Origin of the sequence: Paenibacillus sanfengchensis, assembly GCF_036864765.1 — a bacterium.
Lineage (GTDB): Bacteria > Bacillota > Bacilli > Paenibacillales > Paenibacillaceae > Fontibacillus > Fontibacillus sanfengchensis.
In genome coordinates this window covers 1-15221 of the sequence record NZ_JBAGJC010000023.1, presented here as the reverse complement: position 1 = coordinate 15221, position 15221 = coordinate 1, and the positions used below count along the sequence as shown (strand labels likewise).

15 protein-coding genes, 1 rRNA gene and 1 other annotated feature are annotated in these 15221 nt (G+C 51.8%); all 16 genes read left to right on the top strand.

Features of this window, described 5'->3' with window-relative positions:
* The first annotated feature begins 1 nt into the window (after position 1).
* On the top strand, positions 2–1150 hold the full coding sequence (locus V4U84_RS25665; RefSeq protein WP_334076015.1) for an FtsW/RodA/SpoVE family cell cycle protein: 1149 nt from the start codon (positions 2–4) through the stop codon (positions 1148–1150).
* A 131-nt stretch (positions 1151–1281) separates the two neighbouring features.
* The gene (locus V4U84_RS25660; protein ID WP_334076014.1) at positions 1282–2199 is read left to right on the top strand and encodes a M23 family metallopeptidase; all 918 of its coding nucleotides are present in this window, start codon (positions 1282–1284) and stop codon (positions 2197–2199) included.
* Positions 2192–3049 carry a M50 family metallopeptidase gene (locus tag V4U84_RS25655; protein ID WP_334076013.1) on the top strand — a complete coding sequence of 286 codons (858 nt, stop codon included), beginning with the start codon at positions 2192–2194 and terminating at the stop codon, positions 3047–3049. Before V4U84_RS25660 ends, V4U84_RS25655 begins: the two co-directional genes overlap by 8 nt.
* A 65-nt stretch (positions 3050–3114) precedes the next feature.
* Positions 3115–4308: an Rne/Rng family ribonuclease gene (locus tag V4U84_RS25650; protein ID WP_334076012.1), complete on the top strand. Its 1194-nt coding sequence runs from the start codon at positions 3115–3117 to the stop codon at positions 4306–4308.
* Positions 4309–4364: 56 nt separating this feature from the next.
* Positions 4365–4452, top strand: a sequence feature (ribosomal protein L21 leader region).
* Between the two features lie 13 nt (positions 4453–4465).
* Entirely contained in the window at positions 4466–4777 is a 312-nt protein-coding gene (gene rplU, locus V4U84_RS25645; RefSeq protein WP_059040908.1) for a 50S ribosomal protein L21, read from the top strand.
* 13 nt (positions 4778–4790) lie between these two features.
* Positions 4791–5123 (top strand): ribosomal-processing cysteine protease Prp, encoded by a 333-nt coding sequence (locus tag V4U84_RS25640; protein WP_334076011.1) that lies wholly within the window; start codon positions 4791–4793, stop codon positions 5121–5123.
* A 19-nt stretch (positions 5124–5142) separates the two neighbouring features.
* Positions 5143–5454, top strand: coding sequence for a 50S ribosomal protein L27 (gene rpmA, locus V4U84_RS25635; protein ID WP_044481732.1), 312 nt, complete (start codon positions 5143–5145; stop codon positions 5452–5454).
* Positions 5455–5638: 184 nt separating this feature from the next.
* Complete coding sequence (locus V4U84_RS25630) at positions 5639–6382, top strand: Spo0B domain-containing protein (protein ID WP_334076010.1); 744 nt, start codon at positions 5639–5641, stop codon at positions 6380–6382.
* 14 nt (positions 6383–6396) lie between these two features.
* The gene (gene obgE / locus V4U84_RS25625) at positions 6397–7710 is read left to right on the top strand and encodes a GTPase ObgE (RefSeq protein WP_334076009.1); all 1314 of its coding nucleotides are present in this window, start codon (positions 6397–6399) and stop codon (positions 7708–7710) included.
* A gap of 233 nt (positions 7711–7943) precedes the next feature.
* The gene (locus V4U84_RS25620) at positions 7944–8381 is read left to right on the top strand and encodes an ACT domain-containing protein (protein ID WP_334076008.1); all 438 of its coding nucleotides are present in this window, start codon (positions 7944–7946) and stop codon (positions 8379–8381) included.
* A 73-nt stretch (positions 8382–8454) separates the two neighbouring features.
* A complete protein-coding gene (locus V4U84_RS25615; protein ID WP_334076007.1) occupies positions 8455–9741 on the top strand; it encodes a homoserine dehydrogenase in 1287 nt (428 codons plus the stop codon).
* 106 nt (positions 9742–9847) lie between these two features.
* A complete protein-coding gene (thrB, locus tag V4U84_RS25610; protein WP_334076006.1) occupies positions 9848–10816 on the top strand; it encodes a homoserine kinase in 969 nt (322 codons plus the stop codon).
* Positions 10813–11697: a prephenate dehydratase gene (gene pheA / locus V4U84_RS25605; RefSeq protein WP_334076005.1), complete on the top strand. Its 885-nt coding sequence runs from the start codon at positions 10813–10815 to the stop codon at positions 11695–11697. Before thrB ends, pheA begins: the two co-directional genes overlap by 4 nt.
* 2 nt (positions 11698–11699) lie before the next feature.
* Positions 11700–12578: a branched-chain-amino-acid transaminase gene (gene ilvE, locus V4U84_RS25600; protein ID WP_334076004.1), complete on the top strand. Its 879-nt coding sequence runs from the start codon at positions 11700–11702 to the stop codon at positions 12576–12578.
* Between the two features lie 163 nt (positions 12579–12741).
* Positions 12742–14670: a LysM peptidoglycan-binding domain-containing protein gene (locus V4U84_RS25595; RefSeq protein WP_334076003.1), complete on the top strand. Its 1929-nt coding sequence runs from the start codon at positions 12742–12744 to the stop codon at positions 14668–14670.
* Between the two features lie 393 nt (positions 14671–15063).
* A 16S ribosomal RNA gene (locus V4U84_RS25590) occupies positions 15064–15221 on the top strand; the annotation flags it as partial.

The window sequence follows — 15221 nt, the reverse complement described above, 5'->3', positions numbered from 1 at the left end:
GTTGTTCTTTAAATTAAAAAAAGTGGATTGGCCGATGGTCGGCGTTCTGGTACTTTTTATGGTATTCAGCGCCTTGCTGGTCCGAAGCGCAATCGCGCCTTACGAGACCCAATTCAGGGCATACGATCTGAAAACCCTGGCATTTTATTTGGCAGGGTTTGTTGTTGTTTTCGGTATGGCTTTAGTGGATTACAGAACTCTTTTAAAGTACAGTTGGTATATTTATGGGGCGGGTTGTGTATCGCTCGTTGCGGTGTATTTGTTGGCCCCGGAAATCAACGGAGCCCGCAGTTGGTTCGTACTGCCCGGGGGCCTGCAATTTCAGCCGGCGGAACTCGTGAAGATCATTCTGATTTTGGCGGTAGCCTACATGCTGGGTCAGCGGGAAGGGCAGCCTCTGCGCTTTCGGCGCGATATCGTTCCGATCACGGCCGTGACGCTGCTTCCGTTCTTGCTCGTTCTGATCCAGCCCGATCTGGGGAACGCCATCATTTACCTCGTTATTCTTATCGCGATGCTATGGATCGGGAACACGAAATACAGCCATGTGCTGATCGGTCTGACCGCAGTCATAGCGGTGCTGATCGCTTTCGTAACGCTGTTCCATGTGTATAATACCCAAATTCATGATTATTTGGAGAAGCATCAGAAACTGCACTGGTATCAGCGGATCAACACGTTTATTAACCCGGATCAGGCCTCAAACGATGACAAGCACCAATCCAATTACGCGAAGATCGCGATCGGTTCCGGCGGTTTGACGGGAGACGGATATATGAAGGGGGAACTGAAGAATAAAAAGTTCGTCCCTTACCCCTACTCCGATTCCATCTTTGTCGTGGTCGGCGAGGAGTTCGGCTTCCTGGGCTCCGCCCTGCTGCTGCTCGTATATTTCCTTTTCGTCTACCGGATGATACTCATTGCGATGCATTGCATAGACCGGATGGGCGCTTATATTATCGTGGGCATCGTGGCGATGTTTCTGTTCCAAATTTTCGAAAATGTCGGGATGATGATCGGATTGATGCCGATTACGGGGATTACTCTCCCGTTTATCAGTTACGGAGGGACCTCCTTGCTGATCAACATGCTCTGTATCGGTTTGGTGTTCAGCATCAAACTGCATCAGGAAAAATATAAGGTCGATTAACTACCGGGGCCGGAAGGCTCCGGTTTTTTTGCTTGAGCTTCCGAACTCCGCCGGACGCCGGCGGCTTGTTCATATTTCGGCCAAGCTCCTCATACATATATAGCACTAGATGCGACCGGGAGGGTGCGGAGATGGACGTAAAATCGAATGTTCGAAAGCGACGCGAGGAACGCATCAGGCAATTGACGGCCGGAGATTTGGCCGGTACCGGCCAGATTTATGCTTTTGACGACGCCCAAGGGGGAGGAAGGGATCGTGGGAGAACGGAGGAGCACAGCCCTTCGGTTGTCCATCAACAGCCCGCAAGGGCGGATTACGATCCCGATCCTGATCCGGAGCTTCTGTGGAAGCGGGGAAAAGGGCGATGGAACGACAAAACGGAGGTTTTTCCTCCCGGAGGGGATGGGGGGGATACGGAAAGAAAGCGCCGTTCTTTTGGGTCGTCCTTGTGGGTTCGTACGGTCCTAAGTGCGATTCTGTTTGCGGGAATATGGGGGGTTGACCGGTTTCAGCCGGACTGGTCCTTACCTATTCGCGCTTTTGTGGCCCAGTCTTTGACGCAAGAAATGGATTTTGGGGCCGCTGAGGCCTGGTATGAGAAGATTTTTGGCGGTCCGCCTACCTTTATTCCAATATTCAAGCATCATGAAGAACAGGGGCTTAAAGTTGATGCCCCGAACGGTTTTGTCCCCCCGATCCAGGGCACGCTCGCCGAGCCCTTTGTGCTTAATCTTAAGGGTGTGGAAGTCATCCCCGGCGCAGATTCGGGCGGCGGGGCCGAGGTGAAAAGCATAGAAACCGGGCGTGTACTTAACGTGACGAATGACGCGTTGACCGGCACGACGGTGACGGTTCAGCATGCCGAAGGATATGTTTCGGTTTATGGTCACTTGGAGAAGCTTGCCGTCGGTAAAGGGGATTGGGTGGAAGGAGGCGATCTGCTCGGAACTTTGCCGGCTTCCTTGGACGACGCGCATCCTACCTTGTATTTCGCCCTGAAAAAGCAAGATCGGTATATCGATCCTACGGATGTGATTTCATTTGAATAATTGGGGCGGAATGCGGATATCTTTTCATCCTTTGTTCGTGCTGGTGATGCTCGCTTCCGTTTTTACCGGGCATTTTATCGAGCTTGCGGCCCTGTTTGCGATCGTGTTTGTCCATGAACTGGGCCATGTCGCGGCGGCCCGGATGTTCGGGATACCCGTGATATCGGTGCAACTGCTTCCCTTCGGCGGCGTGGCGGTGATGGAAGATACCGGCCGCCTCAGCTCGGCCCGGGAGATGATCATCGCTTTGGCCGGTCCGGCCCAAAATGTGCTGCTGATCGGAATCTCCTGGCTGCTTCATGCGGGCGGGCTCTGGGAAGGCCCTTTTTTCGCTTATTTTGTGGAGTGCAACTTGCTTATCGCACTGTTCAATTTGCTGCCGATTTTGCCGCTGGACGGTGGTAAAGTTTGTCAATCCCTGTGCGGGATGTTCCTTCCGTTTCATCCTACACTGGTATGGTCGATCCGGATCAGCCTGGCGGGCAGCGTGCTTGTCGTTTTATATTCGGCGCTGCCTCTTCTCCTCGGAACCGGCCCGCTTCATTTTAACCTATTGCTGGTAGGCGTTTTTTTGCTCTATTCCAATTATGTCGATTACCGGAACATTCCTTATCGTTTTGTGCGTTTTTTGGTGAACCGGGAGGGGGCTTTCACCCGCCATCTGATGTACGGGAGTTTGGCCCAACCCATTATCGCCGATAGATCGAAACCTTTGGATCAGCTTTTGCGTCTTTTCAGGAGAGAAAAGTATCATTTTATATATATCATGAACCTGCAGGGACAAATTGTGGCGGTAGTGCCCGAACAGCGGGTAATCTCCTCCTATTTGCGGGGCGACCCGGGCGCCTGATGCAGGAAGCCGTGGTATAATATAAAAAAGCGTTTGGTCAGAACGTACGAATGAGGGTGAAATCAATGAAACAGTTGATGATTCACTGCGGTCCTGATTCCACCCAGATGGCGCTGCTGGAAGAGGATAAGCTGGTGGAATATGCAGCTGAGCGTTCTCAAAAAAGAGGACTCATTGGCAGTTTTTTTAAAGGCAAAGTGATGAATGTAGTTCCGGGAATGCAAGCGGCTTTTATCGACATCGGGCAAAAGAAAAACGCATTTCTTTATATTGATGATTTGCTGCATCCTCACTTGGAAAAGCAACCCAAGACAAAACCACCGATCACGGATTTGGTTCGTCCGGGACAGGAACTTATCGTCCAGGTCGTCAAAGAGGCGATCGGCAACAAGGGAGCGAGGGTGACGACGCACTACTCGCTGCCGGGACGTTGGCTCGTATACATGCCGTCGGCCGGTTACGTGGCGGTATCGAAGAAGATCGGCCGGGAAGAGGAGCGCAACCGCCTGAAAGAAATCGGCGAGGCGCTTCGCCGCTCCGAGGAAGGGCTTATCCTCCGGACCATAGCGGAACATGCCGGGGGGCAGGAGGTGCTTGAAGACCTAACCCAGCTTCGGAAGCAGTGGGAAGCGATTCTTGGGAAAGGGGAGCAGGCTCCCGCACCTTCCGAACTGCATCATGACCTCAGCATGGTGCAGCGGCTGTTGCGGGACGTATACAGTCCGGAAACGGACGAGCTTATCATGGATTGCGCCGAGCAGGCGGGGGAAACTTCCGCCTTTTTGGCCGGAATGCTGCAGGGGAAGAAGCCGAACATCCGGTTGTATCAAGGCGATGTCCCGATGTTTCAGCATTATGGTATTCGGCAGCAATTGGACAAGGATTTTCAACGCAAAATTTGGTTGCCGGGAGGCGGTTATCTCATCTGGGATATAACCGAAGCTTTGACGGTCATCGACGTCAATACGGGGAAATTTACCGGGGGTGATAATCTGGAGGATACCGTCTTCAAGACGAATCTGGAGGCGGCCCGGGAAATTGCCCGATTGGTCCGGCTCCGGGATACCGGAGGGATCATCATCGTCGACTTCATTGATATGAGCCATGAAAACCATCGCTCCACCGTGTTGGACATGCTGGAGAACTCGATGACCGGGGACCGTACGCAGCATCATATTTTAGGCTGGACCAAACTGGGCTTGTTGGAAATGACGAGGAAACGGATAAGGGAACAGTCGCAATTTCCATGTGATCATTGATTTTTTAGGTAACCCGTGATAGTATATTAGGGTATGTGTTATAAGTTGGTCTTGTACACATGCTGCAACCGCTCCGATCGGGTTTGGAAGTCCGCTTGTCTTCAGCGACGGCGGCACCTGAATCAGGCGAGTCTGAGACATGAGGAGGTGCAAGCAAATGTACGCAATTATCGAAACCGGCGGTAAACAATACCGTGTTCAAGAGGGCGATGTTCTTTACATCGAGAAATTGAACGCTGAGGATGGCGCTAGCGTGACGTTCGACCGCGTGTTGGCAGTATCGAAAGGCGAAGGTTTGGTAACGGGAGCTCCATTGGTATCCGGCGCGAGTGTAACGGCGAAAGTCGAGAAACACGGCAAAGGCCAAAAAGTCATCGTTTACAAATACAAGCCGAAAAAGAACTACCACAAGAAGCAAGGTCATCGTCAACCTTACACAAAAGTGACCATCGAGAAAATCCAAGCGTAAGAAGGTGCGATAGGTGATTATCGTCTCCATTCTGCGCGACGGGGATAACGACATTGCTGGTTTTGAAGTATCCGGTCATGCGGGTTATGCCAAACCGGGACAGGACATTGTGTGCGCCGGTGTTTCCGCCGTTACCGTTGGTACGGTGAATTCCATTGAGGCGCTGACGGGAACCGTAATGGAAGCCGAGATGAAGAACGGCTTTCTGAATGCAAAGCTTCCCGGTGAAGTTCGTCCGGATATGGCACAGCAAGTACAACTGCTGCTCTCATCCATGGTCGTTATGCTGCGGAGTATCGAAGGCTCATACGGAAAGTATATTCAAATAAAAGACGTGATTACTTGAAGAAGGAGGTAGATGGACAATGTTGAAATTGGATCTTCAGTTGTTCGCTTCGAAGAAGGGCGTAGGTTCCACGAAGAACGGACGCGACAGCATCGCGAAACGCCTGGGCGTTAAACGTGCTGACGGCCAAACGGTTACCGGCGGAAGCATTCTCGTTCGCCAACGCGGCACGAAAATTCATCCGGGTACCAACGTGGGAATCGGTAAAGACGACACGCTGTTTGCCAAAGTGGACGGCGTCGTGAAATTCGAACGTTGGGGTCGCGACCGTAAAAAAGTGAGCGTCTACCCAGTGGAAACCGCTCCTGTAGCGGCTGCGGTAGAAGCTTAAGAGCTTTGCTGACTAGCGAGGTATAGAAGCCCTTGGCATATGGATGCCAGGGGCTTTTTTATTCGGATGTATGCAAGAAAAGTATATATTGATGTGCAGTTTTTCTGACAAGGTTTATGATATACTGGGTATTGATGTCAGGGTGGAAGGCACACCCAATCTGTTTAGAGGAACGGGGAAACGCATGAAACATCGGCTAATGGCGCCGGCTTTGGTTGCCGCGCTATCCATTGCTTGTCTGATTCTTATGTATTATCTCCACTCACCGGCGGCTTATTTACTTCTTAGTGCTTGTCTGCTCGGCATTTTTTACGGGTATGTAAGGTATATAAACAAGAAGGCGGAAACCGAGCGCAAGCAGTTGCTCGAATCCGTGCAAAGAACAGCGACGGCGACGCTGGGACATCATCGTCATGATTGGATGAACGATCTGCAAATTTTGTATGGTTATATTCAGTTGGGCAAGTATGATAAACTGGCCGGATGTGTGGACAGAATAAAAGAACGGATGGTTGCGGACAGCAAAATCTCCAAATTAGGGGTTCCTTCGCTTGTGTTCTTCCTCCATTCGTTCCGCGAGCTGAACAGGTCGGTGCAGCTTGAGGTTTCCATCGCGGACGATTTGCAGCTTGGCGATCTGCTCACCGTTGAAGACGCCGAGGAATTTACGGAAGCGATCATCGAGACCATCCGGGCCTATCAGTTTAGCGGGCGGTCTTCCTGGGGAGAGGTGTTGCAGTTGAAACTGTCCCTGTGCCGGGAGGGCGGCGAAGTGCTTGCGGTTTTTGAAAGGGACGGCGGCTCCGCGGATAATGTGGAAATTTTGAAACGGCATCTGGATTTGTGGAACTCCGGAAAAAGAGTGCTGGCCGAGCAGGTCGATCCCAAGCTGATCTGTTTAAGGCTGAGAGTGTCTTGCGCAAACTAGAATGAGGTGAAGGCATGTTTGTAGATAAAGCGAAAATATATGTTAGAGGCGGCGATGGCGGCGACGGCCTCGTCGCGTTCCGGAGAGAGAAGTATGTGCCTGAGGGAGGACCGGCGGGCGGCGACGGCGGCAAGGGAGGAGACGTCATTTTCCGCGTGGACGAGGGGCTGCGGACTTTGATGGACTTCCGCTATCAGCGGCATTTCAAGGCCCAGCGCGGAGAGAAAGGGCGCAACAAGAGCCAGCATGGGGCCAATGCCGAGAATATGATCGTCCGAATTCCTCCGGGAACGGTCATCATTGACGACGATACGCAGGAAGTGCTGGCGGACTTGACCCGGCACGGACAGCAGATCGTTGTCGCCCGCGGCGGGCGCGGCGGGCGCGGCAATATCCGTTTCGCTACGCCGAACAATCCCGCTCCCGAACTGGCCGAGCACGGGGAGGAAGGCGAAGAGCGCTGGATCGTGCTGGAGCTGAAGGTGATGGCCGATGTGGGGCTTGTCGGTTTTCCCAGCGTCGGGAAATCCACGTTGCTTTCCGTGGTGTCGGCAGCCAAGCCGAAAATCGGCGCCTATCACTTCACAACCATTACACCGAACCTCGGAGTAGTGGACGTCGGCGAGGGGCGCAGCTTTGTCATGGCCGACCTGCCGGGACTGATCGAGGGTGCGCATGAAGGCATCGGCTTGGGCCATGAGTTTTTGCGGCATGTGGAACGAACGCGGCTAATTATCCATGTCGTGGATATGGCCGGTTCGGAAGGGCGTGATCCGTTCGAGGATTGGCTGAAGATCAACGATGAACTGAAATTGTACAATGCCGATCTGGAGAACCGTCCGCAAATCGTGGCCGCCAACAAAATGGACATGCCGGAAGCGGAAGAAAATCTGGAGCGGTTTAGAGAGCAAATCCAGGAAATTCGTCCGGATCTGGAAATCCTGCCGATCTCCTCATTGACCCGTAAAGGGGTCCAGGAGCTCATGTACAAGGCAGCCGATATGCTGGATCAAATTCCGGAAGCGCCGGCCATTGAAGAGGTAACCGAGCTAGCGGAAAGAAAGATTTACAAGCTCGAAAAAACCGACGACAACAGCTTTACGATCCGCAGAGAGAACGAAACCTTCATCGTCGAAAGTCCGAAGATCGAGCGGATGATGAAGCGGATGCAGTTGAATACCCATGACGCGATTCTCAAGCTGGCCCGCACTTTACGCCATATGGGCGTCGACGAGGAGCTCCGCAACCGCGGTGCCAAGGATGGAACTTTGGTTCGCATCGGGGATTTTGAATTCGAGTTCGTCGAAGGAAGCAGCTACTACTATTAAACCTTTTATATAAACGGATATGCTGAACTAAACGAAACGGGTACCGCCCTTCAAAGGGACGTTGTATCCGTTTCTGTATATTCTGGCGTCGCCCGACAAGGAGGTAATAAATGGGCAATTACGCGTACATAAAAATCCGCGCTGGTATTTCACAAATAAGGATTGCCTCTGACCGGTGATTTCGATATAATGTCCACTATACGTAAACAAGAGTCTCTAAGGAGAGGACGTTTGTGAAAGAACGCTATTATTTGGTCCGTGAGGATATTTTGCCCGAGGCGATCATCAAAACGCTGCAGGTGAAGCAACTGTTGGCGGTCGGGGATGCGAAGACGGTCCATGAAGCGGTGGCACAGGTAGGGCTGAGCCGCAGCGCTTTTTACAAATACAAAGATGGGATTCATTTGCTGAATCAGATCGAACGCGAGAGCATCGTTACGGTCTCTTTTGATCTGGAGCATCGCTCGGGGATTTTATCCAAAGTTCTTGCCCAGATCGCCGGGGCCGGCGGGAACTTGCTCACGATTAATCAGAGTATTCCTCTGCAGGGCAGAGCGAATGTGGTCATTTCCGTGGAGACCTCCCGGATGACCGAGGATTTGGATACGATGATGGAAATGCTCCAAAGCATTCCGGGTGTCAAAAAGACGCAAATCGTCGGCCAAGGGTAATGGCAACAAAACAAACCCGGCGAAAGAATTAAGTTCATGCCGGACAATATGATGAAGCAGGAGGGGACATATCGTGAAACCCGTTAAAGTAGGTCTTCTTGGATTAGGTACGGTCGGTACTGGGGTGGTCCGTATTGTGGAGGGGCACCAGGAGGATTTGAGCAGCCAGGTCGGTTCCCCGATCGTAATCGAGAAGGTAGCTGTCAAGAGTTTGGACAAAAAGCGGAATATTGAAATCGACCGCGGCAAGTTGACGGAGGATCCATGGGAGGTCATTCGCGATCCCGAGATCGATGTCATCGTCGAGGTCATGGGTGGGGTTACAAGCACGAAAGAGTACATTCTTGAAGCGCTGGACCGCGGCAAACATATCGTAACCGCCAATAAGGACCTGATGGCGCTCTACGGATCGGAAATTTTGGCCAAAGCCATGGAGAAGCAATGCGATGTATTCTACGAAGCCAGCGTCGCCGGAGGTATCCCGATTATCCGGACGCTGATCGAAGGCTTTTCCTCGGATCGAATCATGAAAATTATGGGGATCGTCAACGGTACGACAAATTATATTTTGTCCAAAATGAGTGAGGAAGGCGCTTCATATGATGATGTTCTTCAAGAAGCCCAGGCTCTTGGTTATGCGGAAGCGGACCCGACCTCCGATGTGGAGGGGCTGGACGCCGCACGCAAAATGGCGATACTCGGTACGCTCGGCTTCCGGACCAATGTGGAGCTGCAGGATGTACAAGTCCGCGGAATTTCGTCGGTGAGCAAGGAAGATATTCTTTACGCGAAGCGGCTGGGGTATGAAATGAAGCTGCTCGGTATCGCAGACCGCCAGGATGACGAATTCAGCATCAGCGTTCAGCCGACGATGGTCAAGAAGAGCCATCCGATCGCCGCGGTGAACGGTGTTTATAATGCGGTGTACGTCTACGGTGAGGCGGTTGGCGAAACGATGTTCTATGGAGCCGGTGCGGGCGAAATGCCGACGGCCACTTCGGTGGTAGCCGACCTGGTGGCCGTTGTGAAGAACTTGAAGCTTGGCGTGAATGGACTCAAGGCCATCGTACCTTACAAACCCAAAAAGCTGAAGAGCGACGAGCAAATCATGTTCAAAAATTTCCTCTTGCTTCAGGTTGCGGACAAAGCGGGGGTCCTCGCGCAAATTACCCAAGCGTTCGCGGAATACGAAGTGAGCCTGGAATCGGTTGTTCAATCCCCTAACGCGGACACGCCGGACGCCGAGATTATGATCGTTACCCACAATGCCAGCAAAGCAAGCATGGATCAGGTACTGCAGCATTTTGAAACTCTGGAAGTGATACGCCGGGTTAAAAGCGTATACCGGGTGGAAGGGTAACGGCAGAGGAAAAACTAGACCGCAATTCCAAATGATAAAGGAGCTTCGCATTCATGAATGCCTTAATAGCACGAAATATATACAAGGAATATAGTCGAGGTTGGTTATGATCCGGCAGGAAGGGGTGCGGGTCAAGGTGCCGGCCAGCACCGCGAATCTCGGGCCGGGCTTTGACACGCTCGGCATGGCGCTGAATCTTTATGCCTGGCTGGAAATCAAACCGGCGTCTTCTACGGTTTTTCATTTGTATGGCGACAATTTGAACGGATTGCCCAAGGACAAAAGCAACTTGATCTACAAGGTCGCCCAGTCCGTGTTTGCAACGGCGGGCATTTCCGTGCCGGAGTTGGAAATTTCGATGTACTCGGACATCCCGCTGACGCGCGGACTTGGCAGCAGCGCTTCGGCGATCGTCGGCGCGCTCTATGCCGCCAATCTGCTGATCGGCTCGCCGCTGACGCGCGAACAACTTTTCGACATGGCCACCGCTTTGGAGCATCATCCCGACAATGTAGGCGCCTCTTTGTACGGCGGGTTTATTACGGCCGTTTGGGACGGGATGCACGCCACCGCCCTGCGGATTGAGCCGCCGGAGGAGCTGGAGGTGCTCGTCGCCATTCCCGATTTTCAGCTTTCCACTACCGCGGCAAGAGAAGCGCTGCCGAAGCAAGTCAGCATGAGCGACGCGGTTTATAATGTCAGCCGTGCCTCGTTGCTTACCGGTGCTTTGGCTGCCGGAAGATTGGATCTGTTCGCGGAAGCGATGCGCGATCGCCTGCACCAGCCATACCGGGCGGCTCTTGTTCCCGGGATGGCCCGAATTCTGGATGAGGCCCCCCGGTACGGGGCCCTGGGAGCGGCGCTAAGCGGCGCGGGGCCCACCATCCTGGCATTAACGGACCGTAATAATCAGCGCGGGGAGGAACTAAAGGATTTCCTGCTCCGCGTCCTTGATAGCGAGGGGATTTCCGCCAAAACACTTTGGTTAAAACCTTGCACGCATGGAGCCGCCGAGATTACTATGGAAAAAGAACGTTCAATACTGGACATTATTAAAGGGGAAGTAAAAGCATGAAACGAATCGCTTTGCTGCCGGAGGGCTCGGTTTCTCATGAGGCGGTGCTTCATTTGTTCGGTGATGAGCCTGTGGAACTGCACCATTATAAACAGATCTCGGATGTGTTTTTAGCGACGGCAAATGGAAAAACCCAGTACAGCGTTATCCCCATCGAGAATACGATCGAAGGCTCCGTAACCTTGCATATGGATTGGCTCGTCCATGAGGTGGATATCCCGATGCAAGTCGAATGGGTCTATCCCTCCATTCAAAATTTGATCGGAAGAAGGGATGAATTCCAATCAGAAGGGGTTTTGGATTTTTCCAAAGTGAATAAGGTCCTTTCACACCCGGTCGCGATGGCTCAATGCATGCAGTTTATCCGTTCGCGCATGCCGCATGCGGAGCTGGAGCATGTGGGCAGTACTTCCGAAGCGGTGGAGATCGTAAGCCGGCATCCGGGGGCGGGTTGGGCCGCCGTCGGAACCACTTTGGGGGCCAAACGGCATCATTTGGACATTCTGGCGGATCGGGTTACCGACCATAACAATAACTATACGCGTTTTGTTCTGATCGGACCTGAGCGCCTGCCAGTCGGCTCAAGCCGATTCGAGCAAAAAACCAGCATTCTCGTTACCCTGCCGGAAGATTTTCCGGGCGCGCTTCACCAGGTGCTGTCGGCATTTGCCTGGCGCAAACTGAACTTGTCGCGGATTGAATCGCGGCCAACCAAGAAACGGTTGGGAAGTTACTATTTTTATATGGATGTACTCGCTCCAATGGACTCGGTGCTGCTTCCTTCGGCGATCGGGGAAATTGAGGCGTTGGGATGTCAGGTGCGTATTCTGGGCAGCTATCCAAGTTACACCTATGAAGGACTAAAATCGGAGGTGCAGTAATCATGGCAGAACAATGGATTTATTTAGACGGACAATTCGTGACAAAGGAAAATGCAAAAGTCTCTGTATACGACCACGGTTTTTTGTATGGTGACGGGATTTTTGAAGGAATTCGCATCTACAACGGCAATATTTTTAAATGTAAGGAACATCTCGACCGGCTCTATGACTCGGCCAAATCGATCATGCTGAATATTCCGCTTACCTATCAGGAGATGGAAGAGGCCCTCGTCGAAACCCTGAAGCGGAATGAACTTCGCGATGGTTACATCCGGTTGGTGGTTTCGCGCGGACCGGGCAACTTGGGACTGGACCCGAACCGCTGCCCGAAGGCATCGGTCATCATTATCGTAGAGCAGTTGGCGATTTATTCGGAGGAAGCTTACAAAACCGGCTTGAAGACCGTTTCCGTATCTACGAGACGAAATGTTCCGGATGCGCTCAATCCGAAGATCAAGTCGCTTAACTACCTGAACAATATACTGGTGAAGATCCAATCCAATCTTTCGGGCGCGGGCGAAGCGATTATGCTGAACGCTCAAGGGTATGTTACCGAGGGCTCCGGGGATAATATATTTATCATCAAGAACGGTGTCATCACAACGCCGCCTTGCTATCTCGGAGCACTGGACGGCATTACCCGCCAGGCGATCATCGCCATTTGCCATCAAAAAGGCTACAAAATCAAGGAGGAGCCTTTTACGCTGCATGATGTTTATGTCGCTGATGAGGTGTTCCTGACGGGGACTGCGGCTGAAGTCATCGCCGTTCGGGAAGTCGACGGCCGTGTGATCGGCGAAGGCCATGCCGGACCGATTACCTTGGCATTGCTGGAGGAGTTCCGCAGCATCGTCGATAAAGACGGCGTTAAAGTTTGGTAAGCCGCTGAAATTAGGAAGATCCTACTCTATCTCGGAAGAGACGGGTAGGATTTTTTTATTTTCCCGAGAGTCAAAAAACTGGGCTTCTGCATAGGATGTATTAATTGGGCCCCGGGGCGGGAGATTCACGTACCGGAGAAGAAATTTAGGAGGTCTTTAGCGCGTGAAAATTCACATTGTCAAAAAGGGAGACACTTTATTTGAACTATCCAAGAAATATAATGTGCCCCTTCAAAAGTTGATTGAAGCCAATCCGCAAATCGTTAATCCGGAACAATTGAATCTGGGCGATAAGGTGAAAATTCCGGCGGCTGCGGTCCCGGTCGAAGGGGAGGGCTTCAATGTATACAAACATGTGGTGAAGTCGGGTGATAGTTTGTGGAAGCTCGCGAAAGCCTGGGGAATGTCCCTGCAAACTTTAATCGGGGCTAACCCTCAACTCAGTGACCCTAACGAATTAAAAGTAGGGGAAGTTATCAACATTCCCTCAGGCGCACCTCATTCGCCTTCGTCGTCAAGCCAGGAAAATTCGAATAAACCGCCTGTCGTTTCGGGGGCCGCCGGTAAGAAAAACACGGCTCCCATGACGGAAGCCAAGAAAGAAGTGAAGCTGGAGAAGGTTGAAAAAGTGGAGAAGGCGGAGAAAGCGGAAGAATTGAAGCAGGTTCCCGCTCCCGCTCCTGCTCCAAACGTAGCGCCCATTCCGGCTCAGGAACCCGTACCTTCAGCCCTCTCTGAACCGATGCCGGCTCCGGTAAATGTGGAACCGCCCAAGCCGCCTGCACCGTTGCCGACACCCGTACAAGTGGAGATTGGCGTAGAACATATCTCTTATGAACCAATCTTTTATGAGAATATTAACATTCAGCCCGTACATTCCGAAGAGCCGCCATGTCCGCCAAAGCCCGAATACCCCATCTTACCGTCCCCGTATAATTATCAGCTGGAGCAGCCGACATTTGTAGCACCGACTCAAGCTTATCCGGTCTCGCCTTGCGGTTGCCATGGGTCCGTACCGAAATATGAAAATGAGAACTTGTTTCATCAGTACCCCGTAGAAGCGGAAAAAGTCTTTAGTTACGACTATCCTCAATCGCTGGATCATTTGATGCCTTCCCAACATGCGTACAGCGGGGAATATCCTGGAATCTCCAACGCACCGATGTATATGGCACCCGATAATATCGGGCCGGAGACCGGAGGTTATCCTATGGACTCTTATATGGAGAAGCCATGTGATAATATGCATCACAGCCATGAACCGGCTTGGCAGCAGCCTTGGACGGGATATCAAGCGCCGGCAAATATGCCGTTAACCCACGAAGCGTATGGAGGGGTTCAATCTTACGGTTGGCCGACTCCGTATATCCCATCGCCTTGCTGCGGTCCTCAAACGTTCTATCACCAAGCGCATTACCAGCCTGGAGAAAACTATCCTCATACGATGCCTATGTCGAATCCACACTATCCTGTATCCCCCTATGGAATTCCTGAAATGCCGGGAATGCAGGGAATGCCGGGAATGCCGGGAATGCCGGGAATGCAAGGAATGCCGGGAACGCAGGGAATGCAGGGAATGCAGGGAATGCAGGGAATGCCGGGAATGCAGGGAATGCAGGGAATGCAGGGAATGCCGGGAATGCAGGGAATGCCGGGAACGCAGGGAATGCAGGGAATGCAGGGAATGCAGGGAATGCAAGAAATGCCGGGTATGTATGGTATGGCTGATATGTATGGTATGCCGGAGATGCCTAATCAGCCTAACGTTCCCGTGGCACCTCTGGGAGGGTTTGGAGCATCAGTGCCTGGTTACTTTGAACGGGATGCGGAGGCTGATTCGGATGCCGCGACGGATGAGGCTTTGAAAGCCAATGCGACCACAAGCCAGGCAGATGTTTCTTCCCAAGCGGCGAAAACCCGAACAAGGGAAAAATCCAATGCCAAAAAAGATGCCAGGATATCGGGAAGAACGCTGGCCGGGAAAACGAATAAAAGAAAAGGCGGATCTTCCTCTGATTCTATCAAAAAGAAATCGAATTCAGAGGTTCGGGATGCAAGATCCGAGCTGCGCAACCCTTGGATTAACGGATAAGCAGATAGATGATGCGAAGGAAAAGCGGAGGTAACCCCTCCGCTATATTTTCTATTTTGTCTCCTCATAATGCTTGGATGGACAATATTCCATTAAATACTAGAGCTTAATTGCTTGAGCCTGTTGCTGTTTTATGTTATATTAATTATCCCGATGAGCGGACAAGCTTGTCGGCCGGAAAGCCGCTTTTCGAAACCTGATTTTTTCTCAAAAAAAAGTGCTTGCTTTCTATGAAACAGTATGATATATTATTTAAGTCGCCGCTGAAACACAGCGATGACGAAAGAAACGAAGTTGATCTTTGAAAACTGAACAACGAGTGGGTATTAAATGAGAAGTAAAATTCTCGTCAGATTCAAAATGAGCTATCAGCTTATTCAATGAGTTTCAACTTTATTGGAGAGTTTGATCCTGGCTCAGGACGAACGCTGGCGGCGTGCCTAATACATGCAAGTCGAGCGGACTTGATGGAGTGCTTGCACTTCTGATGGTTAGCGGCGGACGGGTGAGTAACACGTAGGCAACCTGCCCGTAAGACTGGGATAACTACC